Origin of the sequence: Mesorhizobium sp. M1163 (genome assembly GCF_040318415.1) — a bacterium.
GTDB lineage: Bacteria > Pseudomonadota > Alphaproteobacteria > Rhizobiales > Rhizobiaceae > Mesorhizobium.
Genome location: NZ_JAMYMF010000002.1, coordinates 222,482 through 246,011 on the forward strand (window position 1 = coordinate 222,482; position 23,530 = coordinate 246,011).

Sequence of the window (23,530 nt, forward strand, 5' to 3'; positions counted from 1 at the left end):
CGAATACTTATTTTCGGGCGTGTGTGAAACTTTGGGTTAGGGGTAGAAAATGAATCTGATCGATAGACATGTTGATGCTTCTTCGGGCGGTAGGTACATTGCTACGAGGACCAAGTACGATTTTGACGCGCGGAATACGCGACCCTCTTCTGGTCACCTTCCCGATCGCGCATCGGATCCATTGGACGCAAGGCTCGGGGAACCAAAAGGCCGTAGTCTGGAATCCATAACCGGCGTGCTTGATCGCATTGGCTGTGGCTATCTCGTGCTGAATCGCGAAAGAAAAGTAGTCGAGTGGAACGCAGCCGCCCAAACCACGCTTGAGCGCCAGGGCGAAGCGGCTGACACGGCGAGCGGGCTTACGGCCGCCCTAAGGCGGCTGATCGCGAATGTTCCGGGCCAATTCCTGCCGGGCTCGTTATCCTGGGTGGTAATCCGCAGCAGGGGCGACCGGCCGGTGATACTGAACGAGAACGGAGTTATTGCTCCCGACGGAACGAGCATCGTGGCGTTGCTGGACCGGGACAACAGGTCGGGGCCAAATCCTCGCACGTTGCAAAGAATGTTTGGCTTGACGAGCGCAGAAACGCACCTCGCCTTGCGTTTGGCTCAGGGCGACGCACCTTTGGAGATCGCTCGCAGCTGGCGTCTCAGCCGCACCACGATCCGTTCCCAGCTTGCCTCGCTGTTCGCCAAGACCGAAACGAAACGCCAGGCGGAACTGGTGGCCCTTCTTGGGCGTATTTCGGTCCTGCCATAAGGGCCCGCCACTTAAATGCAATCGCCGGACGCCGGCGTCCGTCCGGGATCCAGACGACGCAATTTGGAGTGTCATGATTTGGCAGGTCGCGCATCGCGTTGCGCGGTTCGTGGCACCGACATTACCTGAACTCCACCAGGTTCGATGCGCTGACGTAAATATCGGAATCTGGAATCTCGGACCGGCAATTCGGTACTGTCGAACGGAATTCGAAAGGCAACAAGTTGGACAACGATCTATGCAGCGAGTCTGTCCTTGCCGCAGCGGAGAAAGTGGAAATCGCCCGATCGCGTTCGGATCAAGCGGTGAAGAGACTTGCACGGACAGGACCGATCGTCGTCACCGGCGCAGCAGGTTTCATTGGTTTTCACGTGGCCTCGCGGCTTTTGCGTCTGGGTGTCAAAGTCGTGGGCGTCGACAATTTCACACCCTATTACGATCTGCGGCTCAAGGAAGCGCGGTTTGCACGCCTCTGTAGCGAGGCGGAGTTCACGCCGATACGAATGGATCTGGCGGATGCCGCGCGCGTTCAGTTGCTGTTTTCAAACGTTCGCCCCTCACACTTTGTCCATCTCGCGGCTCAGGCCGGCGTGCGTCATTCAATTGTTGACCCGCACGCCTACGTGCAATCGAACATAGTGGGGTTTCTAAACGTCCTTGAGGGCTGCCGGCATTACGGCGTCAGTCATCTCGTCTACGCCTCCTCGAGCTCCGTCTATGGCTTAAATCGAACCATACCGTTTTCCGAGCACCACGGCGCCGATCATCCCGTCAGCTTCTACGCCGCCACCAAGCGTTCGAATGAATTCATGGCGCATTCCTACAGCCATTTGTTCGACCTGCCCGTGACGGGACTGCGCTTCTTTACCGTTTATGGCCCCTGGGGCAGGCCCGACATGGCGGTCTATTTGTTCACGCGCGCGATCATCGAGGGCAAGCCAATCGAAGTAGCCAATGCCGGCCGCGTCTGGCGAGACTTCACCTATGTCGACGATATCGCTGAGGGCGTGGTTCGGGCACTCGCTGCACCGCCGCGGCCCGATCCGAATTGGGACCCTTGCACCGCCGACCCTGCTACAAGTTCCGCGCCGTGTCGCGTCTACAATATCGGCAACGACCGGCCCGAGGAGATCAACCGGCTGATTTCGATCATCGAGACCGCCCTTGGCAGCCGGGCGCTTCGCGTGGATGTGCCGTTGCCGCCTGGCGACGTTCTGGAGACGCGCGCCGACGTCAGCGATCTCCGCAAGGCCGTCGGCTTCGCCCCGGCGACACCGCTTGAGGACGGAGTGCAACGCTTTGTCGAATGGTACCGGGACTTTCATGGAACGGATGCCGCGGTCAGCATACGGCAACAAACGTCGGTGAATGATGAGGCCACGGTGTAGGCCGCGCCTTGTCGGGCAACGATCTGCCACTCGGCAAATTTGAGATTTCGCATTTTTTCGGACAGAGAATAAAGCGAGTGTCGGCCCCAAAGCCGCCCCCGCCAGCCTCTATCCGACACAATCTTGGACTCGAAATTTCTGAACGCTGATGCCGTCGAGTATCGGGCGCGATAACATCAGATCAGCGCAGGAACCAATGAGGCGGCTGGCCGTCGACTGCGCGCGTTCTGAGCGACGCCAGCGCAAAGATCAGCCCAGGGATAATTTTCAGCCGTTTGCTGATATAAATCGACATCGCCACATTCCAAATCGCCAACGCAAGCGCGAGGCCCACTGCGGCGCCCGGCGCGCCGTAGAGCGCAATTCCTGCGGCACAGCCCATGATGCTGGCCGCGGCGCCGGCGATCATGGTTGCGGCTGCCGCCCATTCGTTTCCAGTCATCATCAAGAGGAGCATCTGGGGTCCGCATAGCGCGACAAAGACATATCCGAGAATGAGTATCCGCGCGACGGGTGCCGCTGTACTGAAATCTCCGCCGAACCAGCTCAACAGAGGTTCAATAATCGCAAGCATCGGGATGGCCATCGCTATGGCGCCGCCAGAGGAAAGTAGGGCGGCCCGTGAAAAAAGCTGCTGCAGAGCCATCCGATCGCCTCGGGCATGAAGGGCGGCCGCTGTCGGCGCAAACATCGTCGAGACAGCGACCAGGGAAAGGCTCACAAGCAATGCGACGTTCAATCCCAAGGCGAAAATGCCCGCTTCGCGAATGTGATGCGTCCAGCCCAGCACCATGACCCCGGCCCGGCTGATGAAAACATCGAGCCCGGCCATGAGCATCATTGGCGGAACCGCGGACCACCATTCCCGCGACTCGTTGCCTGGCTGAACCTGCCGCAAGCCGGGCGGCTGAAATTTTGCCGCCATGATGAACACCAGGCCGACCGTGATGGCTGAACTTGCCAGCACCGCCTGCATCACCAGGGGTGCGTTGGGGGTCCATGATCCGGATAAGACCGCCATTCCCAGCAACGTCAACAATAGGCCGTCGCGCACGATGCGTTCCGGCAGGAGGGCCGAGACACCGCCGCCGAAAGCACGAACAAGTGTTGCGCCCAACGCGTAGGCGGTGACCAAAGGCACTGCTGCCATGCCTAGCAGCTGGCTGGTTTGAAGCTCCTTGTGAGAAGAATCCGAAAAGAAAAAGACCAAGGCGGCGCCAATGATGCCGAATAGTGTCGCTGCCGCCAGCGACCTTTGCAGAGCAAACCTGACTACCCCGTGTACCAGGTCAAGCCGCCCTTTGGCACTGTAGGCGGAGACGAAACGCAGCAAGGATACATGGAACCCAAGCGTTGCAAGATAGGCAAGCACCGAGGTCCAGGCCAGAACATAGGAGTAGATGCCATAGCTGGTGGAGCCAACGATGCGCGCAATCAATAACTGCGCCAAGCTGGTCAAGCCCGCACCCCCGATATAGACCAAAAGAGCGAAGATGCTGGCATAGCCGAGACCCCGGCCCGTGTCCTCCTTGTGCCGCAAAACCATATTTGTTGGAGCAACGGAGGCCGCAGGGAAGCGGGCGAGCTTCGGATCGCTGCAATCGTCGATGTCTCTTGCGCCGGCGGGCCCAACTCCGGTCTGCGAACTCTTCGATATTATCTTCCGCTCGACAGACTGACTGCCGCGACGGTCGTTACGCGGAAGCCCGCATGTGACACTCATGATGTTCTCTCGAGCAAGAGATCTGCGCTGTCTCCAAACCGATAGCCAGCGTGTTTCTGTAGATTGACGTGCGTGAGAACGCTGCCTACGGGGACCTGAGCCGTCTCGTCCTCCGTCAGCAGCTGCAGAACACCGCGCGCGATGCTGCGACGCGTCCTGCCCCAGCGAACGGCGAACAGAACCGCGTCAGCCCAGCCCGTCAGTAGCCTGGCCTCAGGTCCTCCAAGTCCCAGCGGTCCATTTATAATGACGACGCTGTAGATTGAGCGCAGCTCATCTGTGACCAGGGATCCGTCGATCATCGACAGCTGCGGCAGCAGATCCTCTGATGGTGCCAGCGCCATGAAGTCGATTCCAATTTCAGGCATTCCCGTGACCGCGTCGTGCAGGGGACAACGGTCGTTCATATAGTCTCCAAAGGATTTATGCGGCCGGAGCGCGCCGAATTCGTTCAGGAACTCGTTCGTGAGGCGGGCGCCCGTGCTGTCAACATCGAGAAAAAGCACTCGTCCCCCAAGTCGGGTAGCTGCCAACGCCAGGCTCCATGCAAGCTCGGTCTTGCCATCATGCCGGATACTGGACGTTACGAGGATGACGTGCGAAGCGCGGCCCCTCGCCTTGTTGAGTGTCACGGTGACGAGGAGGGAAGTGATGGCTCGGCTGTAGCTGGATTTTCGTTGGCCAAGAACCAGCTGCTGTAGTCGTTTCGCGTGTATTGTGGGCGCTTCCGGTATCAGGCCCAGGCATGGGACCCTGAGCGCGGCTTCAGCTTCGGCCTCGCCGCACAAGGTCTGATTGAGGCGGCTGCGGACCATCACGAAGATCCCGCCAATGAGACCAAACACGATCATGCCGGGCGGAATAAGGAAGATGGGCGGCAGGGTTTTTGGATTCGTCGGCGGCCACGCCGCTGAAAGGATCGAGACTCCGGGCAAGGGAGTTGCGATACGCTGCACCAGATCCTGTTGTTGCGTGAGTAGCTGGTTGTATCGCTGCGTCAAGATGCTGACCTGCGGCTCGAGCGCACGCAAGCCGGAAAGCCGGCCGGCTGTGTCGGCCACCACCGCATCAAGCACATTCTTGCGCCCCTCCAGAGTCGCAATCTGGGCACGGTAGATGTTCGCCTCCGCAGCAATGCGAGCAGTGCCTTGTTCGATCTCGCGGTTGATTGCAGTACTCAGGCCCGCATCCGCATTGTCGTTGGCTTGGCGAGCCGCCATGTCGGCCAGTACCGGTGACCCGATCGCTTCGGCGAGCGCCGCGACCGATGCTCCTTCCTTTCGCAAAGCCTCGATGTGTTGAAGGCGAGATTCCGTTGCGGAGAGATCCGCCTTCGACAAAGATATCTGCTGGCTGAGCTCGGCTGTCTCCTTGGCAGCGTTGTCCGCCGCACCTTGATCGACCGCGCCATGGCTCAGCCGATACTTTTCCAGGCGGTCGGTTGCTTTCGCCAAGTCGCTTTGTACGACCGGTAGGCTAGCGACGATCGAGGCGAGTTCCAGTCTGTCTGACGCCCTGCGCTTCTGTGCGAGATCGTCGATGTATACTTGGACGAACGTATTGGCCACAAGGGCGGCTCGCGCCGGATCGTTGTCGGTAAAGCCGACCGTGATCACTCTTGATCGCAGTTCCTGTCCAACCCTCATGCCCTTCCGTAATGCCTTGAGTTCGTCTTCATCGGCGGCCGCCGGCTTGCCCTGCGGCCAAATGCTTTCCAGCAGACCGGCTGCGAAGGTGCGTATGTTCTGCAAGTCGCCGCCGGCCGGAGCGGGGCGTGAATTTCCGGTTACGACATCCCCTTGCTCAGCAATGTTACCAACCTCTGTCTTGCGCAGGGCTGCCACCACGCGACGCAGATGCCCCTGCGAAGAGAGCATGGTTAAGTGGTCATCAATGCTCGCATCCAGCATCTCCTGCGCAGAATCTGCGCCTCCGGGAGCCGCATTCCTGCCAGGAGCATCGACAATCACCTGTGCGGTCGACTCGAACAGGACGGGACGCGCAAAACCCGCAAGCCCAGCCAACACACCGCCCAAAATCACCATTGCAAGCAGGAACCATTTTCTCCTCGCGACGGTAATAAGGAGTTGATGGAAGGGGGTCTGCGCGTCGATCTGTTCGCGCAGGAATGGCCTCATGCGCGGGTTGATCTCGCGCGTCGGCACGTGCATTTCAGTGGCGCGCGGAAGGTGAATGCGGCTGACTATGGAACCTTCCATCTTATACTCCTGTCAGTTCGAGCACTGTAGACATGCCCGTTGCCGGCCCTGGGGGCCGCCCGGCCTCGTTGCGCCAGGCCTGGAACATCAATGCGGGCCACAAATCACGAGAATGGTCCTGTCTTCCGTCAAGGTGGTCGCGCCAGCACATCGCGACCTTCGCAAAGTCGAAGATCCCATCTCCGGAGAGGCGCATATCGGCGACCAGATCGCTGGCCCAGTCGCGCAACGGGCCTCTCAGCCAGACCGCTATGGGAACATCGAAACCCTGCTTCGGCCGGTCGATCAGCCGTTGCGGAAGATAGCGGCTCAGCAACTGACGAAGTATCCACTTGCCTTTGCCATTGCGAACCTTCGCATGTGCGGGCAGCCGCCAAGCGAATTCGACAACCCGATGGTCGAGAAGCGGGCACCGGCCCTCGAGGCTGTTGGCCATGCTGGCGCGGTCCAACTTCACCAGTATATCGTCGGGCAGGTAGCCGGCCATGTCGTCGTACAAGAGACGGGACAGCAGGCCATCAAGCCGGGGTGACTCTTGAATTGATGTGGGCGGCTTGTGGAGTGTGAGGCTCTCGGTCGATACTCCGGTCAGCCGTTGATACAATTCGTCCTCATCTGCTGCGGCGAGCAGCCGAGCGAGGCGGTGCAGCCGATCGCTCCGCAGCGCGAGCCGTGCACTCGCCGAAAGCGGCAGCTTGCTGACGAGATCGTAGCGCGCCGCACGGGCCAGCAATTCGACCCCTGCAGCAAGCGTGTGACGCAGCGGCGACGGCAGCGCATGCTGTCGTTTCAACCGCGCCGCCATGAAGTGGCGGGCGTAACCGGCGAAGCATTCATCGCCACCGTCGCCTGACAGGGCCACGGTAACATGCTGGCGGGCGAGCCGCGCCACCAGCAAAGTTGGTATCTGCGATTCGTCGGCGAACGGCTCGTCCCAGATCTGCGGCAATTCTGGAATGACCTCGCGCGCAGCGGCGGCCGAAAGGTGTAGTTCAGTATGATTGGTGCCCAGATGCCGCGCAACCTCCGCGGCGTGGGGAGCCTCATCAAACCCGCCTTCTCCGAAAGCAATCGTGAATGTGCGCACCGGCTTCGGCGACTGAGCCTGCATCAGCGCCACAACGGCGGAGCTGTCGATGCCACCAGACAGAAAGGCACCCAGCGGCACATCGGCTACCATGCGTTCCCGAACGGCAAGTCGCAGCAGGTCGTCGAGTTCGTCGGTCAGTTCTTCGTCGGTGCCGGCGATTGGATTCAGTCCACCGTTCGCGGCGACTTCAGGCAGCGACCACCAGTGTCGGACGCGTTGCGAAAGGGATGCGGCACTGCGCGCCTCGGCAAAATCTGCCGCCGTCACAGACAGAACCGAGCCAGGAGGTAACTTGAATACGCCTTGCCAGATGCAACTGTTACCCGGCACCCATCCCTTCGAAAGCATCGTCGCAGCCGCGTCGAGATCGAGCTCCTGACAGAACCCTGGAAAACGATTGATCGCCTTCAACTCGGAGGCAAAAACAAGCGCATCGCGTGTTGCAGCAACATAGAGCGGCTTTTTGCCCATTCGGTCGCGGGCGAGATGGAGGGTCCTGGTCTTCAGATCCCACAATCCAAATGCGAACATGCCAGCGAGGCGCGTCAGTGCGGTGTCGAGACCCCAACTCTCGATTGCGCACAGCATGACTTCGGTATCGCTGGCGCCACGGAACCGATGGCCAGCGCCTTCAAGTTCGCGGCGCAGATCGCGGAAATTGTAGATCTCGCCGTTGAACGTAATGGCATATCGGCCACTTGCCGAATGCATTGGTTGGCGTCCCGCCTCCGATAGGTCGACGATAGCCAAACGCCTGTGGCCGAAGGCGATGCCGGCTTCACGGTTGACCCAGAAGCCTTCACCATCAGGCCCGCGATGACGAAGGCCCGTCGTCATCTGCCCTATGGCCGTGAGCGGCCTGGCACTGGCTGCATCGGGTGCAAGGAGAATTCCGGCAATCCCACACATGCCATCACCTCCGGTCGCTCGAGGTTGCCGAAACCGTTCGCGGCGTTCCGGCAACAAGGCAAATGGTCAGCGCAAACCACACGATTGGATGGCGGATGATCAGATGTGGCATCCCGAAGATAACGATCGACACGACGAGCACGAACAGGGCATCGAGCTTTGCACGCCATGCGCATAAAGCCGCCGCGCCGACAATCCAGGCCAGGGCTAGGACCGCAATCAAACCACCTTGAGTGTATAGATCGAGAATCGTGTTGTGAGCCTCGAAAGGCCGGGGCAGAAACTGGCTGTAGGAAATGGGCGGGCGCTCCAGATGCGGCCCAGGACCAAGGCCCAGGGATCCTGACGTCAGGCCCTTGCCCAATGCATCTCCCCAGAGATGGAGGCGAAGTGCGGCGGTTTCGGCGGTTGCGTCGCCGCCCTTGTCCTTGGTGAGACTTAAGGCGAACTGTTCGACGCTGCCCGCTTCCGTGAGAATGTAGGGCGTCATCGACAAGGCCAACGGAAGGAAGCCAATCATCAACAGGAGGGTAACTTGCCGGGAAAAGCTGGCCTTGCCGTCACCGGTTGCGAGCCATGTCCGAACCCTCAGCCCAAGAAATATCAAGCAGGCCAGGACTGTCGTGTACAGATAGGTATCACTCTTCGTCAGCCTTCCGATATAGATGGTCAGGATAAGGCTGCTGAGCCCGGCCAATCTCGCCCACGGATTGCTTGTCGTCGTCGCAAGATGCAAGGCGAATGGGCCAAAGAGTGCACAATAGAGCGCGAGCTGGTTCGGGTTCTCGGACCAGCCGCGGAAGCGATCCCAGTACCACGGATCGACGCCGGATTGGTGGATCCAACCCCATCCAAGTGCCAGCTGAACAATAAAGCCTGCATTCGCGATCGCGACCACCCACCAGGCAGTACTGCGCAGATGACGATCAGCCTCGGGCTCCGCGGCGGCTAGGCAGGTGACGCAGATCAGCAGCAGGTAGGCTATCATATCGTGCATCACCACCGACAGGTACAGCACCGTGGTCAGATAGCCGACGATGGTGCCAATCCCCAGAGCAAGCGTCATGATCAGCCAGAAGCCCGCGACACGGATCAGGGCGGGCCTGACTACCAAATGACCGCCGGCGAGCACCCGGCCGATCGACAGCATGATCCAAAGCGCGAGAAACAGCTCGCCATAGCCGAGTGGCACTCCCGGAATGGTGAGCTGCGCCGCATAGGACATCGCAACGCCGCAGGCCAGCAACGCATCGCGGATCATCGGCGCGCTCCACCCAATGCGCGGTTTGCAGCAGCCTCTTCAAGCAACGCGGGCGACGCCGGTCGAGCGAAGCCGCCATGGGATTTGGCGCTAAGGACATTGTCGTAGAGATCGCAATATTGCTCGACCACCCAGGGCAGCGAGAACTGCGTCCGGACCAGCTCGACAGAGCGAGCGCCCATGGTCCTTCCTTTCCGGCGGTCGGACAAGAGGTCTATAATTCGAGATGCAAGGCTGTTCGGATCGTGCGGTGGGACGAGATGGCCGTTCCATCCGTCTTCGACCACCTCATTGCAGCCAGGCATCCTTGAGGCGACGATAGGCAATCCTGCAAGCCCTGCCTCCAGCAGGACGCGCGGAATCCCTTCGCGATATTGTGTCGGAAAGGCGAACAGATCGGCCATGCCAAGCAGGGCAGGAACGTCGCGTCGTGGGCCCAAGGCGATGACATGGGGCGCATGTCGATCAATCTCCGCCTTGTCCACCGCAAATGGGCCCTCGGATTCCAATGGCCCGACAAGCACGAAACGGGCATCGGGCCTTTCAGCCAAAATGCGAGGGACTGCCTTGAGGAGTGTCGGGATGCCTTTCTGGCGAGTTAGCCGGCCGACAAAAATTACGATCTCGGCGGATTGGAGCCCAAGCTCCTCGCGCATTTTCATCGCCGACGGGGCAAGATGCCTTGCCATGGCGAACGCATCGACGTCGATTCCAGAACTGCGGATCACTCGTCCGCTGCCACGTATGATCAGTCGGTAGCGTTCAAAGAATGACTGATCGTCCCGATTTTGGAACACCGTAGCGGCCGTCCATAAGGACGAAAGCCATTGCAGTCCGCAAAAGATTGGGCGCAGGGCCAGGGCGCGCGGTTCCAGGGACGAGAACGTCCAGCCCAGACCGTTGATTGTGCGCACGACTGGAACGCTCCCGCGCACCGCAAGTGGCGTCGCCAGGTTGGGCTTGGTGTCGAAGCTTTGGATAATATCCGGCCGGAGTTCCGCCATCAGCTTTCGAATGGTTTTGATGGCGGCCCATTCCCCGCTGCTGCTGGAAAAGCGGTCGAAACCGTAGCTGCGATGCGGAATGCCATGCCGCAGGAATGCGGCTTCACCGCCGCTCGAAACCGCAGTAACCTGGAATCCCTTCTCTCGCAGCGACATCAGGAAGGGGATTCGCAGGGCGTGATCCTCGCCTCCAACACACACGAGGTGCGGATTCATCCTGCGTCTCCTGACCGTTCGCCGTAGCCCGATCGCGCGAAGTGGCCGGCCGTTGAATTTGCTTTCATAGTGTTGGTTTCGTTACCCATCACGCCCAAGATCACGGTAGGGGCAGGCCTTGCCACTGTCCTCGTCTGTTTGAATGACACACACCGTGTCCCGGAAACGGATCGCCGTGCCCAGCCGGTTCAGGTAGCCGCGCGTTGCATCAAAAAGGTCGGCACTGCCCAGATGCCCGAGCACGGAGTGGTCCGTTGACAAACGGCTCGCGCTCCGCGGCACTTTCCTGTCTTGGTGCTGGTTGCCGTCGGAATGCCGCCTAATTTGCGCGGCTGGCTCATCCTCTGGATGCGCGAAATTTGACCACGCGGGAGATGATCGCCCGTGCCTCCGATGCTAGCAGGATCGGAATGCCGTCGCGTACCGGGTAGGCAAGTCCTGCGCTCTTCGATACGAGTTCGTCGCGATCCCCATCCCAGGCAAGTGAGCCTTTGGTCACTGGGCATACTAACCGTTTCAACAACTCAGGATTGAAAGAGGCATTCTCTTCGGCTCGCCTATCCGCATCCATCTGCTATTCCTTTCTCGGCTCCGACGCGAGCGTCTTTCGCACAAAAGCCATCACCCGACGTTCGAGTCATTTCTGTAAATCGTAGAGTTCCGGCAAGTGTCATAAGCCTTGCAAACTGCACTTTCACGGTAGGTGCAGGCTTGGCCACCTGTCGTCGTCTGTTTGAATGAATTGACATTGGACGGAGCTGCGTGGCGGCGAAGTTGGAGGTGAGGTGTTGAACGCACAATGGGTAAGCACGATCGGAGACAACCGTGATAGGTGACCGGAAGGTTGCGTTATTGAAGACCGCTCGCGGTTAATGCTCTCGAGCCAGTGTTTGACCGTTCCGGCCAGTCAATACGGGCGACGAAATCGTAAACCGGACCGCCGGGTACTCCCCAATTGCTTGACCAGACCACCTGTGAACCGTCTGGGGACGGCGAGGCGTGGGTCTCACTCCAGTAGTCGAATGGAGCGTTCTTCGTCTGCACAATACGTCGAACCTCTCCGCTGCCGTCGATGCGCAGCGCGATGACTTCCCGCGCATACGGCGCCCAATTCGGATATTTCGATACTTCGTCCGGGTCGCCGGAATAGCTAAGGAACACCCAACCCGGCCTGTCCAGTGACCTGAGCGATGCATGCTGTGCTTCGCCATATCTCATCAGCGAGGTGACTTTCCCATCTGACAGCCTTCGCTTGATCACCTGGAATATGTCCGGATCGGATTTACTGATCCCCACATAGATTTCGCTGCCGTCGGCATCGACTGTCATGTCCCCATGGCCAGGCCGATGATGCTCGGTCCATTTTTGGCGCAGAACGCCGTCAACCGAAAAGATGAACGTCTGTTCAGTTTCGTCTTTTAGGTACTGAATGCATAAGATGTTGACGCCTAGCGGCGAGATTGAGCAGGCGCTGTTGGTCCCGACAAGCTGTGCGAGATCGATTTCCGGAAACTTCCACCGCTGTTTGAGATCGTAGGCAAAGACGACCGCTTTGCCGTCCCCGCGAACCGCGCGCACGGCTATACGGCTGCCGTCACGGCTCGGATTCCCTTTATAAGGGCCGAACTGGAGATCGCTACTGTCAGTCGAAACAAACAGGACCTCCTCATGATTGGTGCGTGGCGCCCACGTCGAGATTTTCCGACCACCCACGCAGATCATCAGGTCGGGATCGCGAGGGTGCCATTCGCATTCGATCGATCGAACACGGCGAAAAAGCGGAGCGTAGGTGCGCCCATCCAGGAAGCATAAGCCGCCGCAGCCGTTGCTGATGACAAGAAGGCTCTGATCCGAATTCCAGGCCTGAGCGCTCGAATAGCGGTGGCTGCAATATTTGCTCCCGCATGCGATGCCGGCGCCGAGGATCCCGGGTTTGGTTATTCGCGTGAAAGTTGTGCCAAATGCCGCATCCTTCGCCGCGTGCAGGTAATCCGGCAGGTCCATAGCCACTGGCGCGATGAACTTTGTCGATGCGACGTCCTCTCCACTCACCGCCCCATGCATATATATGGACGTCGCGCTGGCAGCTAGCGTCAACGCCAAGACAGTTTGGTAGCAAAAAAAGCGCATGTCATGTCAACTCGCTCGGTTCCGTCTCAATAGTTCGATTTCCGTTTTTATTGGATACCTTCTTCTCGACGCTTCAAAACCGTATCTCTCTAAGCTTCAACCCTTTTAAATTTCGCCCGGGCCGCGCCAAACTTGTCGATTACTCCACGCGCTATTATTTCGGTGGCGGCAGCGAGCCCGTCTGAATCTAAGCTTTCAACGCAAGTTGTCGGTACCGGGAACGATCCAAGTTGTTCCTCGATAAGATTAACGTGGTCGATATGATCAAGACTGCTCTGCAAATCAACTTCGAGGAACTTCTGAATGATGCCGAGATTACGCCGGCGTTCCCTCAGCCGCGCCTCTAGAATCTCTCGTGGCGCCTGCAATCGGACAAGCAGGTCCGGTTTGGGTAGAAGCTCGAGGGCGCACGACACCCTTTCACGATCCGTTATGCCGCTGAACAAAACCAGCGAGCACACGAATTGCACCATACCCTGGTCAAAAATTGAGATCGTGTCCTTGGACGCTATTGCTGCGCGCCAGGCTTGTAGAAGAGCTTCAAGATGCCAGTTCAGACGAGCCGCCCACAGCTCATTCTTGGGTGGAAGGATCTTAAGCACTTCTGCACCGAGAGAACGCTGTCCAATCCACTTTGAATGCAAGCCGGAAACTAGTTTGAAGGCGGCTCTTCTAACCGGGTGTCGACGGTCGCCGGTCTGCAAAACAACAGAGTAGCCCTGAGCTCGCAGAACGTGCACCAGCTCGCACGCCAACGTCGTCTTACCAGCACCGGACGGCCCAAATAGCTCCAAGATCATCTTTCAATCCAGACTGAGGGAAGCCTTCCGGCAGTGATGTTATGCCCATTTGCTGAAGCGAACGCCCATCTCTTCCCGGGATGTCTAGCCGACGAGCCAGGAATTCGCGCCATCCGTATGAATGACGGTGTGGTCACGTTAGGATATGACGAAGGCCATAATCGTGAATGGAAGGAGTGCGTTTCGGTCACTATCCTTCCCGATTGCCCTTCCATCCGTTTGCCGTTCCGTCCCCGACAGGGCTGTGCAGTAGCCCTATGCCCCAGCGCACCTCCACGGGGCTCAGCAGTCATAAGTTCGGCATGTCTCATCCGTTCGGGGGATGCGAGACACCCAGCCTTCTGGAAACCTTACCTCTGCGATGGACCCATCAGAACTGATCTTTTGCCGCCTCTATCGCCAATAGAACAGCTTGGTGGGGCATCCAATGAATATGTTGGACAAAAAATCTTCGATTCCATCTCAGGAGAAATCGTATGAAAGCGGGCAGATGAGCGAGGACCTCAAGTCATATCCGTCAGCAGGGGCTACGGCCGCTATGCCTACTAGTTACGACGCCGAAGTCGCGGCCGCGGCCTATGATCTCCCAACAAAGCAGAGATATCAGGATCCGAGCTTTGCGAGCTGGTACCTGGACGGATATGCAGGCCGCTTGAAGCTGTCTACAATTGCATCCTACGTCATTGCGCGACGGGAGCAGCGCTGCATCGCCAAGGCGCTGGAGAGGTGCAGCCCGCCTCCATCTCAGGTGCTCGATATCCCATGCGGAACCGGGAAGCTGGCTGGCGTGCTGGGCCGGCATGATTGTCAGGTGCTGGCTGCAGACATTTCAATGGAAATGATGGCCCTGGCTAAGTCAGCATATGAAGGTCAGCCCGGATTTCGGGGATTCATCCGATGTGACGTGACGCAACTGCCGTTCGCTGACGAAAGCTTTGACACGGTGGTCTGTCTTCGCCTCATCCATCTTATCCCGCCACATCTCAGGCGCGACATTATCATGGAGCTCGCGCGCGTTGCCAGCCGTCGTCTGATTGTATCCTACGGCGTTGGCACCCACCTCCAGAGAATGCGACTAAGGCTGCGGAAGATAATCACCGGAAGGCTGTCGGCGCCTCATCCCGTCAATCTTAACGTTGCACGACAGGATTTCGCAGAGGCGGGGCTCGAACTGGTACGCTCTTTCAGCGTCCTCCGGTTCCTGTCCTGCGAGCAGCTGTTCGTACTTGAGAAGGTAAAGGCATGGCCTGCCGCCGGTTTGCAGCCTTTGCGTTAGCACTGGCATTGCGGATCAAGCCGCTGATGGGTGTCAAAAGCTGAAACGGCGACGGGAGGTGGCTGTGGAACCGGCAGGCAAGGCCATTCCGGCGCGCATGGCATCACTCGACCTGCTGCGCTTGGCCGCAGCCCTCGCGGTCGTGCTCTATCATTATCTTTTTGGTGGCGCGATCGCCGGAAGTCTCGATGTGGAATATGCTGCCGCAGCACCTTACGCCATCTATGGCTATCTCGGCGTCAATCTGTTTTTCCTGATCAGCGGTTTCGTCATCGCGTGGTCGGCCGAAGGTCGAACCTGGCAGGAATTCGCGGTCGCCCGGTTCGCCCGGCTTTATCCCGGATTCCTCGTCTGCATGACCGCAACTTTTGTTGTTCTCGTCGTCGCCAAAGACCAGCGTTTTCCGACCGATATTGCGACCTATGTAGCCAATCTCTCTATGTTCGCCCGCCTCTTCGGCAGACCATCCATGGATGGGGCCTACTGGTCGATCATGCTCGAGATCCTGTTCTACGGCTGGGTTGCAGTGCTGATCTTTGCGGGTGCCTTTCAGCGCTGGAAAATACCTATCGCTGCCATCTGGCTCGCAATTTCGGCAAGCAACGAGTTCTTCTTTGAGAACGCGGTGATACGCATTCTCTTTATTACAAACTATGCGCCTTTGTTTGCCGCCGGCATCCTCGCGGAAGACATCGTTGCAAGGGGCCGTTCGCCGGCTGCGTTCCTGCTTCTTGCCGTCGCATTCCTGGTGTCTTGCCAGACCATAATCTTCTCTCACAACTGGATGCATGAGCACTTTGGCGCTGCCATTTCGTATCCTGCTCTCCTCGCTGCCAATATAGTGGTCTACGGAGTCTTCTCTGGCGCGATACTGCTCCGCTCGGTGATTGCTCCATCCAAGGTTGTCATGATGCTCGGAGGATTGACTTATCCGCTGTATCTTTTGCATCAGTATATTGGCTACATCTCGCTTAACGCGCTGGCGCCGCATGTCGGAAAGAACGCCGCATTCTTCGTTGTCTTTGCCGGGACTCTTCTTGCCTCTTTTCTCGTCTGGCGCTTCATCGAGACGCCGGTACGCAAGCCGCTCGTTCGCGCTCTGGTGTCTGGGATATATCGCCTTGCACCAGCCTCGCAGCCAATCCGGCCAACTTCGTCCGCACGAACATCGTGATCAGAGGCGCTCGGCGGGTGTCCCAGAAAGATTCGCGTTAATCGCGAAACACCGGGGTATCCGGGCTTGGCACGCTGTACGGCACACTGGATGTGTCCCGCTTCCGGTTTCATTGACGGCTCAGCCGATTCCCCAGCACCCCGCATGACGAGGCTTCAAGAGCAGCGAAGCGCACTTCAAATAGCGCACGCCAGGTCCGGCACATGGCGCAGGACTCTCTTGCGACCTGGCACCGCATCGAAGGGCTTATCGGGGAGAAGGTCGCACTGTGTGTATCAACTTACGATCAAAGTTTCTCTCACGGGGTGCCGGTATGTGATTTGGCGCTAATATACGCAGTCTGTAGGTAGGGCGCTGTCGAAACAGAAAAAGGAATATTGGATGACAACTCTGCATTACACGTCAGGTGGATCGGGCACGGAAATTGCTCAAGCCGGATTCAATCTGGCTGACGTTTCATCCGTTGACCAACTCAATGCGCTGCCGGACGGTATGAAAGGCATGGTCTATCTGAACGAAACCGACGGAGTAACCTCCTCCTTTGTCGACAAGGTCACGCCCTTCATCGGTAATCCAAAGCTGTTCGGATTCTTCCTGGTTGACGAGCCGGATCCCACCGGCCAATGGGGTACCTACGCCTCTGCCGCAAATCTGAAGGCAGAATCCGACTGGATTCATTCCAATGTGCCGGATGCCAAGACCTATATCACGATGATGAGCCTGGGGACGTCGGCGAATCCAGATTTTTCGAACACCTACAATCCCGCCAATACGGGTATCGATTACTACGGCGTGGATGTCTATCCTGTCCGCACGGATGGCGCGGTCGACTACAACATGATCGACAAATTCGTCGCCGCCGCTCAGGCATCGGGCATCCCGACAAGCAAGATCATTCCAGGCTACCAGACGTTTGGAGGTGGCGACTATAACACCGACATGGGTGGCAAATATGTCGTGCCCACCGCCACCCAGATGGAAACCATGATGGACCACTGGGCCAAGCTGGTTCCGTCACCCGCCTTCGACTACGCATACGCCTGGGGTTCGCAGCGAGGCGACACAGCGTTGGAGAGCTCTTCGGAACTGCAGGCCGTTTTCCGGGAACACAATCTCAGCACTGCCGGGACTGCTCCTTCCGAAGCCGCGGCTACTGATCCCAGCTCTACAGCGAGCATCCCTTCCGAAGCCACTGCCAGCGATGGCACCTCGACTGCCATCGCCCCTTCCGAAGCCACCACCGGCGATAGCGCCTCGACTGCCACGACCCCGTCAGAGGCCACCCCCAGCGATAGCGCCTCAACTGCCCCCGCCCTTGCAGAGACTACCACCGGCGACAGCGCCTCGACCGCTCCTACCGAGGCCACCCCCAGCGATGGCGCCTCGACTGCCGCCCATGCCGAGGCCGCCCCCAGCGACAGCGCCTCGACTGCCCCCGCCCCTTCCGAAGCCGCCCCCAGCGATAGCGCCTCAACTGCCCCTGCCGAGGCCACCACCGGCGATAGCGCCTCGACTGCGCCTGCCGAGGCCACCCCCAGCGATGGCGCCTCGACTGCGCCTGCCGAGGCCACCCCCAGCGATGGCGCCTCGACTGCCGCCGGCCATGCCGAGGCCACCAGCGGCGATAGCAGTTCCACCGCAACTGTGTCTTCCGGCGCCGCCACTACCGATGGCTCTGCTGTGGCGGCTTCCGACCCCATCACCAGCCATGGCAGGTCTCCTGCGACTGCTACCGTCACCGCGCCTTCCGACGCTAGCACCAACGATAGTAGTTCTGCTGGAGCCGCGACTTCTGACCGCACGACCAGTCACGGAAAAGCGATCGGTGATGCCTCCCATGCAAGTGCAAGCGCCGACAAAATAGCGGGCCATAGCGGCAACGACGCCTCCCATGCCGACACTAGCGGCAACAAGATGGACGATTTGGGCAGCGGCGTTGACCGGGTGTTGGCTGCGTTGAGCCATGCTCTTTCGGCCGGCTCGGAGTTTCTCGCCACCAACAACCACTCCGACAGAACTGCAACCAACCTGACCGGCCACGGGTTCGCCCAGACCGTCCAGGGCGGTGAAAATGTCGGCGCCCAGGCAAGAAACGGCGGCGCCGCCGAGATCCTGTCCGGTCAGCACGGAGGCAACGATGCCTTCGATTTCAGCAAGCTCCAGGAAAGACTCCACCTCGATCACGCCGCTCTTGCCGAGCTCAAGTCGGGAGGGCATTCATCACACGCCTCCTCTGCCGGTGTGGCTGCCGATGATGGTTCCCACCATGTCATCTTCGACAGTTCAACCGGATCGCTCTCCATCGACGGCGACGCCCTCGGCGGCGCAGCTCAAGCGCAGCTCGCTACCCATTTCCCGTGGCAGCATCAGTCTTTGTGATCTGAAAACCCGGAGCGGCGGACCTTCAAATGGAGTCGGGTCCGCCGCTCCGTCTTTGTTCCAATTGCGCCACGGAAGCTTGGCCAAGGGAAGATAAGATACCGGCGGACATCGGAGAGATCGAAGTTGGTCGGCATCATCACCAATGCGAATTTCGGATTCGCAACACTAAGCGGTCTCGGCAATTTTCAGCACGGCGTCGATCTCGGCCATCACCGCTGCCAGCAGCGGCCCTTTTTCCAGCGCACCGAGATTGTCCGCGACCTGCTCGGGCCGCGTGAAGCCGGGAACCGGCAAGGCGATTGCCGACTTGGCGAGGATCCAGCCGAGCGCGCCCTGCGCAAGCGAGCGTCCGCCCGAGGTGAGCAGGTCGCGGATTGCCGCGAGCCTTGACAGATAGTGCGGGTTGGCGGCGCCATCCCTGAAAAACACCATCCAATCGGCATTCCCGCCGCGCACGTCATCGGTGGGCAGCCTTATGGCCGGCGTGTATTTGCCGGTGAGCAGTCCCATTGCCAGCGGCAGCCTGCTGAACGAGACGAGGTGCTCGCGCGCCGCAACGGCCATCAGCTCGTTCGCCGGGGTAAACACATTGAAGTCGTTCTCTACGGCGACGAAACCCTCGCGCGGCGCGTAGGCCGCAAGCCGTTCGCAGTGATCGGTGCTCCAGCCGAAGCCGCCTATCTTGCCCTCCTGGCGCAACAGGTCGAGCGTATCGAACACCTCGCCGGCGCGTTCGATCGGATATTCGTTGATGTGTAGCAGCACGACGTCGATAAAATCGCGCTGCAGGCGCTGCCGCGAATTGTCGATCGATGTCCGGATCGCCGCGGCAGAGGCATCCTCGGGAGCGATCTTGCGCGTTTCGGGATCGCCGAAATAGCCGACCTTGGTGACGATGACGGCTTCGTCCCTGCCCTTCAACGCCCGCCCGAGGATTAGTTCGGCATTGCCGGCGCCATAGGCGGCAGCCGTGTCGAACACCCGCGCGCCGATGTCATAGGCCATCGCCAGCGCGGCTTGCGACCTGATATCGTCGACTTCGCCATAGATTGTCGCCGTGTCGCGCCAGCGCGCGGCGCCACCCGCCGCCCAGGTGCCGATCCCGATGCGGGGCACCGATCGGCCATCCCAAAGCTCCATCATCTCCATGCCCGTTTCCTCAACGGCGCAGGCTGGCGTGGCGGGCACGCTCGCGGATCTCATCGCGGGAAATGCCGGCATCCACCAGTGTGCTGTCCGGGGCCTGCCTCAAGCTCGCAAGCGTCTGGCGATAGGCAATCCAGCGGGTGAAACGGTATCGAAGTTCATACAACATGGTCGTCTCCTTTGGCGCGCAGAATGCCCGCGCGCCTAGGTTGATCGAAAGCGCAAAGCATCTGCGCGAATCGCATGCTCGATCGAAAAGATGGCGCTCGCTTCTTGGCCAGCCGAGGCGCTTATCCCTGTCCCGTCAGGCAAGATTATTCAACGCCTCCAATTCCTGCATACTTGCGCGCGATGCCCGCTTCGCGCTACAGCCACGGTCGCAAGGAGTTTTTCATTTCTGCAAAATGGATATTGGCTGGGACGATCTGAGGTTGTTTCTCGACGTTGCGCGGCTGGGTGGCTTGAGCGCAGCGACGGGAACCACGCGCCTCAGCGCAGCCACCCTTGGACGACGCGTCACCGCGCTCGAAAAGCAGATTGGCGAACCGCTGTTCGTGCGCCAGCAGACCGGCTACCGGCTGACCCCGGTCGGGGAAGAACTGCTGCGGCGCGCCGAAGACGTCGAGGTAGCAATGCAGTCGCTGACCCGCTGGCGCGAGGGAAACCTGCCCGACCGCATTGTCCGCGTCTCGGCTGGGCCATGGACCTCGGCCTTCGTTTCCGCCCATATCGGCGAGATCTGGACGGTCGATGATGGCATAAGGGTGGAACTCGTCACCACCACCGACCGGGTCGACATCGGCCGCCGCGCCGCCGACATCGGCATCCGCAGCGAGCGCCCGACCGAGCAGTGGCTGGCCGGCCGTCTGAGCGGCAAGGTCGCCCACGCCATTTATTCCGGACGCCACCTGATCAATGGCATCGCCGCCGGATTGTTCGTCGGCGTCACCGGCGAAGGGGCAAACATTGCCTCGGCGCGCTGGCTGCAAGCCCATCACGGCGACCGCATCGCCGTTCGCGGCAACAACACCCATTCGGTGCGCGAACTGGTAGCCGCCGGCGCCGGCCTTTCGATCTTTCCGTGCTTCGTCGGTGACGGTGATCCGCGGCTGGTTCGCGTCGCTCAGCCTATCCCCGAACTCGAAACCGACCAATGGATCGTCACCCATCACGAGGAACGTCACTCGCCGCCGGTACGAAAAGTCGCCGACCGGATTGTCGCCTTGATGCGGGCGCACCAGCCGCTGTTTCGTGGCGAGACGCCGTTCCGGTAAGCCTCAGGTGTCGATCGGCCGCAGTGGATCAAGAATACTTTGGTGGGCCGGACGAGATGCCGCTGCCGTTGATTTAATTGACCTTTTCGTGTGCCAAAATGAAGGTGACGCAAGAGCTTTCGGCGGCGGTGCATCGGCGTTGGTCACTTATGCTGAAGTCCTGCGCTGGAGCCAGGCAAACACGTCTCCCGTCCCATCAAGCGCATTCCTCCGTGATAGAGCATTTCATGGCCAGGGATCGAGGTTTAGCCAAGGCACAGCGCGACGGGAAAGATGCGGTATCATTTTGAACGCGGCGGCATCGCTCGAGCCGGCTCATAGCCGTATGCTTCGCCCTTACGCACCACGCGACCGATGCCCGGCCAGCCAAGGTGCGCGCCGGCGATCCACGTCCCCGCCTCGGCCGCGTCACTGAAAACCTTTAGGCGGGTTGCGCGCGCGGTCAGCTGATCGTCGTCATAGCTCCAACTGAACGCGGGATTGCCGAACTGCAAGGCCGGCACATGAACGATGTCCCCGAAGAATAGGAAACGGTCCTCGTCCGCGTCGAACGCGTAGCCGGTATGGCCGGCAGCATGACCGGGCAGGGCGACCACCCTCAATCGCTCACCCACCTGGTCGCCATTCTGGACGGGCTTCAGCAGGGGCCGGAACTGCGCAAGGTGCGCGTAAGCGAAAAAGCTCTCCACAGCCGCCTCGGGAATTACGATCGCCTTCAAGTTTGGAAAGAGCGCTCGGCCGTCGGGGGTCAAAAGTCCGTGCACATGATCCTGATGGGCGTGGGTGAGCGCCAAGACCGTGATCGAAGCCGGGTCAATCCTGGCTTCCGCCATGGCCTGCTCAAGACGCCCCACTGTCGGGGCCCAGCCCCCTCCTCCGCTGTCGATAAGAACGCCGTCAACGCCTGGACCTGCAAGGGCGAAGCAATTGACAGACAGGCGAAGCGCCCCTGCCTGCGCAGCTTGCGGCACCGGATTATCCTGCGGATCCCGCAGAAGGTCCGCCGGCATCTCGATGTAACCGTCCGAGAGCGACCAGACGCGCCACCTTCCCGACGTGCTGCCAAGCACGTTGCTGCTTTGCGATGTCACGATCATAAGGCCACCTGCCGCAAACGAAAATGGAGGATAGGTTCGATTGTCACTATTGGCTCTCTGCACCCTCTACGCAAAGTCGTGGGGAAACCGGTGAAGATCAATCCGGAAAGCATCAGATCTCGATAAGCGACGGATTGGAAAATGATCGTTGACCGACCTGCTAGCTTCGTGGCGATGCCAGCTCTTATTGCATGCCCATGTAGATTCCTCCCTTCGTAAGCTCGTCAATCATCTGATTTATGCGCTTTCGGCGTGTTTCTGGGTGACGGGCGCGCGCGATCCAGTGCAAGTAATCATTGCGCTGATAGGGAGGCCGTTGCTTGAAAGCAGGCATCAGATTTGCGGCCTCGAGCTCTGCACGCAAACTGTCGGGCATTTTAGCCAACGGACGTTTCAGCAAATCACGTCTCCGCTATTCGAATCCTGATGCTGGAATAGATCACAAGTCAGCCCTCGCGCCTGCGAGACCGCAGCCGGCCTGGCGACAGCCCTTTCAATCGGGTCACGACGCGATTCATATGGGCCTGGTGAGTGAAACCCGCATGTTGAGCAATCTCGGCCAGCGGCAGATCGCTATTTTCCAAAAGCTCGACCGCGCGATCAACGCGGCGGCGTAAAATGAATTGATGTACCGGCAATTGCGTCTCCTCGCGAAAGGCGGCGGTGAAGGCGCGTCGTGGCATTCCCGAGATTCCGGCAAGATGGTCGATCGAGACCCCCTTTTCCAGATCGCCGTCAATCGCAGCGAGGACCCGGTCGAACCGCTGCGAGGTCAGGAGCGGAGATTTCTGCCGCCGCTGGCGTGCATGCCCGAGACGGAGCAGGTTCACGAAAATCAGGCCCAGCGTCCATTCACGGACGATGGCATTGGCTGGCGGGTCGCCTTCGAGGCGTCGGCACAACTCGGCCACCAGCGAATCGCGTATCGGTCGATCGGTCAAGATCACCAGGTCCTCAAGGGTCCCGGCTGCGGATACCAGGAGCTTTGACGCCAGCGCGGAGTCAACGGTGATCATCGTCAGCTCTCGCGGCTCCTCGATCTTGAACCGCGTGGCCCGCTCGGGAAGACTGAGCAGCAGATCACCGGGGCGCGTGAAGACGCGCCGCAGCCCGCGGCCAAGATCGATCTCTGCATAGGATGAACCGCTGCGAATCACACGCAGCTGAACGACTCCGGCCGGTGCATGGCGATAGTCGCCGGCAGGAAAGAACAACCTCTTTGCACTTGCCGCGGTCACCATCGTTGTACCGGGCGTCCGGACGCAAGTTCCTCCAGGACTTCGATGATCGATCGCCGCATCCTCGATCCTTGACGCCTACACTTTTGCCCGTTTGACTGGTCCACCAGGGGCATCATTTGCCAGGGCAGTCAGGTCACCGATCCGGGGCACAAAGATGTTGTGCAGTGTCTGGGTCATAATGGTCATTTCACGCTGAATTTGCAGTTCCTGTGCGGCGGGAAACAATGTGTCCTGCAAGAAGAGTTCCAGGCCTGCCTTGTCGTCCCATATCTCGATGATGCGATAGCCATCGTCGGTGGCATGCGCGATGTGCTGGTAGATGCCGCCAGCGGGCCGTTTCTCCACGCCGATCCGATCGAGGATGCGGCTATAATCTTCGGCCGTCAGGCCGGCAATATCAAGTGTCGTCACTACGGCCATGGTTCATCCTCGCTGCTGAT

At 59.6% G+C, this 23,530-nt stretch carries 20 protein-coding genes; 6 read left to right on the plus strand and 14 right to left on the minus strand.

Features of this window, described 5'->3' with window-relative positions; genetic code table 11:
* The first annotated feature begins 49 nt into the window (after positions 1-49).
* Both NKH43_RS03100 and NKH43_RS03105 read left to right on the plus strand, forming a co-directional pair.
* On the plus strand, positions 50-760 hold the full coding sequence (locus NKH43_RS03100; protein WP_031193850.1) for a helix-turn-helix transcriptional regulator: 711 nt from the start codon (positions 50-52) through the stop codon (positions 758-760).
* A 305-nt stretch (positions 761-1,065) separates the two neighbouring features.
* Positions 1,066-2,148, plus strand: a complete 1,083-nt coding sequence (locus NKH43_RS03105; RefSeq protein WP_352856533.1) for an NAD-dependent epimerase — start codon at positions 1,066-1,068, stop codon at positions 2,146-2,148.
* 181 nt (positions 2,149-2,329) lie between these two features.
* Here the strand turns inward: NKH43_RS03105 and NKH43_RS03110 are convergent, their stop codons facing one another.
* The 8 genes from NKH43_RS03110 to NKH43_RS03145 form a co-directional block, all read right to left on the minus strand.
* Positions 2,330-3,871 (minus strand): lipopolysaccharide biosynthesis protein, encoded by a 1,542-nt coding sequence (locus NKH43_RS03110; RefSeq protein WP_352856535.1) that lies wholly within the window; start codon positions 3,869-3,871, stop codon positions 2,330-2,332.
* Positions 3,868-6,090 (minus strand): GumC family protein, encoded by a 2,223-nt coding sequence (locus NKH43_RS03115; protein WP_352856537.1) that lies wholly within the window; start codon positions 6,088-6,090, stop codon positions 3,868-3,870. The genes NKH43_RS03110 and NKH43_RS03115 overlap by 4 nt, the downstream gene beginning before the upstream one ends.
* Position 6,091: 1 nt before the next feature.
* Entirely contained in the window at positions 6,092-8,089 is a 1,998-nt protein-coding gene (gene asnB, locus NKH43_RS03120; protein ID WP_352856640.1) for an asparagine synthase (glutamine-hydrolyzing), read from the minus strand.
* Between the two features lie 4 nt (positions 8,090-8,093).
* A complete protein-coding gene (locus NKH43_RS03125; protein ID WP_352856539.1) occupies positions 8,094-9,350 on the minus strand; it encodes an O-antigen ligase family protein in 1,257 nt (418 codons plus the stop codon).
* Positions 9,347-10,570 carry a glycosyltransferase family 4 protein gene (locus NKH43_RS03130; RefSeq protein ID WP_352856540.1) on the minus strand — a complete coding sequence of 408 codons (1,224 nt, stop codon included), beginning with the start codon at positions 10,568-10,570 and terminating at the stop codon, positions 9,347-9,349. Before NKH43_RS03130 ends, NKH43_RS03125 begins: the two co-directional genes overlap by 4 nt.
* Positions 10,571-10,907: 337 nt before the next feature.
* Positions 10,908-11,141, minus strand: coding sequence for a Trm112 family protein (locus tag NKH43_RS03135; RefSeq protein ID WP_352856542.1), 234 nt, complete (start codon positions 11,139-11,141; stop codon positions 10,908-10,910).
* A gap of 278 nt (positions 11,142-11,419) precedes the next feature.
* Complete coding sequence (locus NKH43_RS03140) at positions 11,420-12,700, minus strand: hypothetical protein (protein WP_502906448.1); 1,281 nt, start codon at positions 12,698-12,700, stop codon at positions 11,420-11,422.
* Between the two features lie 89 nt (positions 12,701-12,789).
* Positions 12,790-13,500 (minus strand): AAA family ATPase, encoded by a 711-nt coding sequence (locus NKH43_RS03145; RefSeq protein ID WP_023718570.1) that lies wholly within the window; start codon positions 13,498-13,500, stop codon positions 12,790-12,792.
* Positions 13,501-13,990: 490 nt separating this feature from the next.
* Here NKH43_RS03145 and NKH43_RS03150 point away from each other — a divergent pair, with 490 nt between their 5' ends.
* The 3 genes from NKH43_RS03150 to NKH43_RS03160 all read left to right on the plus strand — a co-directional run bounded on the left by NKH43_RS03150 (position 13,991) and on the right by NKH43_RS03160 (position 18,329).
* The gene (locus tag NKH43_RS03150; protein WP_352856544.1) at positions 13,991-14,776 is read left to right on the plus strand and encodes a class I SAM-dependent methyltransferase; all 786 of its coding nucleotides are present in this window, start codon (positions 13,991-13,993) and stop codon (positions 14,774-14,776) included.
* A gap of 64 nt (positions 14,777-14,840) precedes the next feature.
* Positions 14,841-15,950 (plus strand): acyltransferase family protein, encoded by a 1,110-nt coding sequence (locus tag NKH43_RS03155; protein ID WP_352856546.1) that lies wholly within the window; start codon positions 14,841-14,843, stop codon positions 15,948-15,950.
* 381 nt (positions 15,951-16,331) lie between these two features.
* Complete coding sequence (locus NKH43_RS03160; protein ID WP_352856548.1) at positions 16,332-18,329, plus strand: calcium-binding protein; 1,998 nt, start codon at positions 16,332-16,334, stop codon at positions 18,327-18,329.
* 168 nt (positions 18,330-18,497) lie between these two features.
* Here NKH43_RS03160 and NKH43_RS03165 read toward each other — a convergent pair whose 3' ends face one another.
* Both NKH43_RS03165 and NKH43_RS03170 read right to left on the minus strand, forming a co-directional pair.
* Positions 18,498-19,481 carry an aldo/keto reductase gene (locus NKH43_RS03165; RefSeq protein ID WP_352856549.1) on the minus strand — a complete coding sequence of 328 codons (984 nt, stop codon included), beginning with the start codon at positions 19,479-19,481 and terminating at the stop codon, positions 18,498-18,500.
* A gap of 10 nt (positions 19,482-19,491) precedes the next feature.
* Positions 19,492-19,647 (minus strand): YjiS-like domain-containing protein, encoded by a 156-nt coding sequence (locus NKH43_RS03170; protein WP_352494508.1) that lies wholly within the window; start codon positions 19,645-19,647, stop codon positions 19,492-19,494.
* A 235-nt stretch (positions 19,648-19,882) separates the two neighbouring features.
* On the opposite strand from NKH43_RS03170, the gene NKH43_RS03175 reads away from it, so the two are divergent.
* A complete protein-coding gene (locus NKH43_RS03175; protein WP_352856552.1) occupies positions 19,883-20,752 on the plus strand; it encodes a LysR family transcriptional regulator in 870 nt (289 codons plus the stop codon).
* A 281-nt stretch (positions 20,753-21,033) separates the two neighbouring features.
* Here NKH43_RS03175 and NKH43_RS03180 read toward each other — a convergent pair whose 3' ends face one another.
* From NKH43_RS03180 to NKH43_RS03195, 4 genes are all read right to left on the minus strand, one after another.
* Positions 21,034-21,849: an MBL fold metallo-hydrolase gene (locus NKH43_RS03180; protein WP_352856554.1), complete on the minus strand. Its 816-nt coding sequence runs from the start codon at positions 21,847-21,849 to the stop codon at positions 21,034-21,036.
* Positions 21,850-22,033: 184 nt separating this feature from the next.
* Positions 22,034-22,225 (minus strand): YdeI/OmpD-associated family protein, encoded by a 192-nt coding sequence (locus tag NKH43_RS03185; protein ID WP_352856643.1) that lies wholly within the window; start codon positions 22,223-22,225, stop codon positions 22,034-22,036.
* Between the two features lie 70 nt (positions 22,226-22,295).
* Positions 22,296-23,090, minus strand: coding sequence for a helix-turn-helix domain-containing protein (locus tag NKH43_RS03190; RefSeq protein WP_352856556.1), 795 nt, complete (start codon positions 23,088-23,090; stop codon positions 22,296-22,298).
* A gap of 75 nt (positions 23,091-23,165) precedes the next feature.
* Positions 23,166-23,510: a hypothetical protein gene (locus tag NKH43_RS03195; RefSeq protein ID WP_023718579.1), complete on the minus strand. Its 345-nt coding sequence runs from the start codon at positions 23,508-23,510 to the stop codon at positions 23,166-23,168.
* Positions 23,511-23,530 lie beyond the last annotated feature (20 nt).